This window comes from Streptomyces sp. NPDC001634, from assembly GCF_040298185.1.
In the GTDB taxonomy this organism is placed as follows: domain Bacteria; phylum Actinomycetota; class Actinomycetes; order Streptomycetales; family Streptomycetaceae; genus Streptomyces.
The window spans coordinates 1-3,161 of record NZ_JBEOZU010000201.1 but is presented as its reverse complement, the minus strand read 5'-3'; the positions used below and the strand labels follow the sequence as shown (position 1 = coordinate 3,161).

Annotated in this window: 2 protein-coding genes and 1 pseudogene; 2 read left to right on the top strand and 1 reads right to left on the bottom strand. The window is 67.0% G+C overall.

Annotation, left to right across the window (positions count from 1 at the left end; genetic code table 11):
* The first annotated feature begins 207 nt into the window (after nt 1-207).
* Entirely contained in the window at nt 208-699 is a 492-nt protein-coding gene (locus ABT186_RS47430; RefSeq protein WP_351930637.1) for a hypothetical protein, read from the top strand.
* Nucleotides 700-1,295: 596 nt separating this feature from the next.
* Here the strand turns inward: ABT186_RS47430 and ABT186_RS47425 are convergent.
* Nucleotides 1,296-2,078, bottom strand: coding sequence for an IS5 family transposase (locus ABT186_RS47425; RefSeq protein WP_351930635.1), 783 nt, complete (start codon nt 2,076-2,078; stop codon nt 1,296-1,298).
* A gap of 482 nt (nt 2,079-2,560) precedes the next feature.
* Between ABT186_RS47425 and ABT186_RS47420 the strand changes: the two are divergent.
* Nucleotides 2,561-3,025: pseudogene (locus ABT186_RS47420) on the top strand (transposase); the annotation flags it as partial.
* Nucleotides 3,026-3,161 lie beyond the last annotated feature (136 nt).

The window sequence follows — 3,161 nt, the reverse complement described above, 5'->3', positions numbered from 1 at the left end:
TCTTCGTCCCCGGGCTGGTCCCCTCGGTACTCGCCCCCTACCTCGCACAGGACAGCGGCGCCGTACCCGGCGGCCGCCCCAGCCAGGCCGCTCAGAAGCCGTTGCCTTTCCGCGAGCGGCGGGTGTGTTCCCGCTGGTGAGGCATAGGGCCGGGGCTTCGGCGGCAGAGACGAGGTGTCGTGTCGTCTCTGCAGTGGAGGTGTCGGGATGCCGTCTGTGATGGGGCTGTTGGAGGAGCACGAGCGTGCCGCTCGGCAGCGGGTGGAAGCTCTTCAGGCCGAGCTGCGGGAGGCGGAGGCCGCGTGGGAGCGATTCGTGATCGCCAGGGAGACGGTCGGACTGGTCCTGGCTGAGTCTCGCGGGGGCGATGAGGTGCCGCCGGTCGTGGTGGCAGGTGGGCCGGCGCGGACTGCCACGGCTGTGCCGGGTTCGGTAGTGCCAGTGTGGAGGGACGGCCTCGATATCGGTGTGCTGGCGCCCGACTACCGTCGGCTCGTGGATGTCCTGGCCGGTGGGAGCGGGTCGGGCGGGGAGGCGATGGACTGTCGGCAACTGGCAGTGGCGCTCGGCCTGGAGGCGGTTCCGGCGAAGGTCGAGGGGGTGCGGTCGAAAGCGAAGCGCCTGGTCGCGCGGGGCTGGCTGGCCGAGGCACGTCCGGGGACGTTCAGCGTGGTCGCCGGGCGAGCCGGCGGCTCGTAGGCTACCGGGGCGGGGGTACCGGCCAGGACGTCCGGAACCTGGTAGAAGGGGCTTAGTAGTGGCGACGCTTTCAGAGATCCGATCCCTGTTGGGTGAACCCCGATTCAACTGGTCGGATGCGGCGCCGTGGGTTGAAATGGAGCGGGATTTCGGTATCGCTTTCCCTGCGGACTTCCGCGAGATCGTGAATGCCTACGGTTCGATCCAGATCAACGGGCAGTTGTACCTGGAGCACCCCGCCGGCCATCTCCTGCACAGCCTGGGAGAAACCATCAGGGGGATCTCGCGATGTGGCGGGAGGAGGACATGGCAGAGTTCCTGCCAAGTCCGGCTGGGGCGAACCCCGGTGAGTTGATGCCGGTGGCGTCGGCCACGACGGGAGAATGGGTTTTCCTTCGTGTTCCAGGTGGACCCTTGTCGCCCTGGCGCGTCCTAGTTCAGGAGCTTGACAGTCCGGCCTGGACTCTCCATGAGATGACGTTCAGTGAATGGTTGCTGGCTTATCTCAGGGGTGAGGACGTGACGATATGTTCTCGCAACTTCGCGCCTGACCGCCCGTTCTACGAATCCCTGTCCTGAAGTTGAACACGGTGGAATCAGCGTGGTCGCCGGGCGAGTCGGCGGCTCATGACCATGCTCATCGACCACCGGATCATCGCCTCCGAGCTGTCGGTGCGGCCCTCGTAGTCGCGGGCGAGGCGGCGTGAGCGCATCAGCCAGGCGAACGTCCGCTCGACCAGCCACCTCTTGGGCAGCACCGTGAACCCGGTAGCGTCGTCGCTGCGTCTGACCACGTTGAGCGCGATCCGCCAGGCTTCGCGGGCGAGGCCCACCAAGCGCCCGGTGTAGCCGCCGTCGGCCCACACCAGCGTGATGCGCCAGTGCCGCTCGTGAAGTCGGGCCAGCAGCGTCTGCCCCGCGTCGCGGTCGGTGACCGAGGCCGCGGTGACCAGCACCACCAGCAGCAGCCCGAGGGCGTCCACCACGATGTGCCGCTTGCGGCCGTTGACCTTCTTCCCGCCGTCGAATCCCCGGCTCTCGGCCGGCACCGACGCGGCCGCCTTCACCGATTGCGCGTCGATGATGCCCGCGGTCGGCTCTGGATCCCGGCCCGCCGCCTCGCGGGTCCTCTCCCGCAGCCGGTCGTGGAACTCGGTAACCAGGCCTTTGTTCCTCCAGCGACGGAAGAAGGCGTAGACGCGGTCCCATGCGGGGAAGTCCGCGGGCATCGCCCTCCAGGTGATGCCGCCGGCGACCAGGTAGCGCACCGCGTCGACCATCTGCCGGTGACAGTAGCCCTCCGGTTGTCCGCCGTGTCCCTCCAGCCACCCCGGGACGGGCATCGCGTCGCGCACGATAGCCCACTCCGCCTCGCTCATGTCGGACGGATACCTCGGCAGCCTGTGCGGACGGTCTCTGGCGTTCCCGAACCGGTGAGCGAGACAATCACACTCACGTGCAGCCGAGTTGGAGCCAGCCGGCGCCAGGGCGCACAAATGCGGCATCAGGGCCTCCTGGCGCGCTCGCGGTCTTCGACAACCACGAGCTGCACCAGGGGCCCTGTCTTCATGCACGACACGCCACAAGATCACCCGACCGGGCTGTCGCAATCGAACCCACGCTCACCAAGATCGATAGAGCAACGGCTTCTGATCCCAAGGCGCCCCTGATTGACGCCGTTTGCGCCCTGGGTTACTACCGCGTCCGACGGTACTACCGAAACATGACGCGACAGCGCCCGTATCCCAGCGACCTGTCCGATGCCCGCTGGGGGTTGATCGGCCCCATTCTCACCGCTCGGCGGGCCGAGCGTAGGGGCAGGGGGCCTGGACATCGGCCGCCCGCCCGAGCACGACCTGCGACCTCGGCCAACGTGCCCGCCGCCAGCCAGGGCATTGACGCGGGCAAGAAAATCGCAGGCCGCAAACGCCACCTCGGCCTGCTGCTGGCCGTCTGGGTGACCGCGGCCAGCGTCTCCGACAACGCCGGCGGCATCCACCTGCTCTCCCAGATCGCCGCCACGAGTCCGCGAGTGACCAAGGCGTGGGCCGACACCGGCTACCGCACCAAAGTCATCGACCACGGCGCCCACCTCGGCATCGACGTGGAAGTCGTTCAACGCGACCCCGGCAGCAAGGGATTCAAGGTGATCCACCGACGTTGGGTGGTAGAGCGGTCCTTCGGCTGACTCATGCATCACCGCCGCCTCGCCCGCGACTATGAAAGGCACCCCCACCGCTCCGAAGCCATAATCCACGTCGCGATGATCGACTTCATAAGCCGACGCCTCACTCGCGAATCCACCCCGAACTGGCGCGACACCTAAATCTCGAACCAAGCAACCTCGCCGGGACAAAACGCTCTTTAAGAGGTCGTTTTCACCTTAGTTGCCCTTGTATCGCCTATATTGCGAGCCGTAGAGATTCGATGTCGGTGAGGCTGTCGGTGCGATGGAGTCCTGA

What these genes read in the sequence shown, in the direction of transcription:
- ABT186_RS47430 (WP_351930637.1), top strand. Translation starts at nt 208, where the DNA reads ATGCCGTCTGTGATGGGGCTGTTGGAGGAGCACGAGCGTGCCGCTCGG.
- ABT186_RS47425 (WP_351930635.1), bottom strand. Translation starts at nt 2,078, where the DNA reads ATGAGCGAGGCGGAGTGGGCTATCGTGCGCGACGCGATGCCCGTCCCG.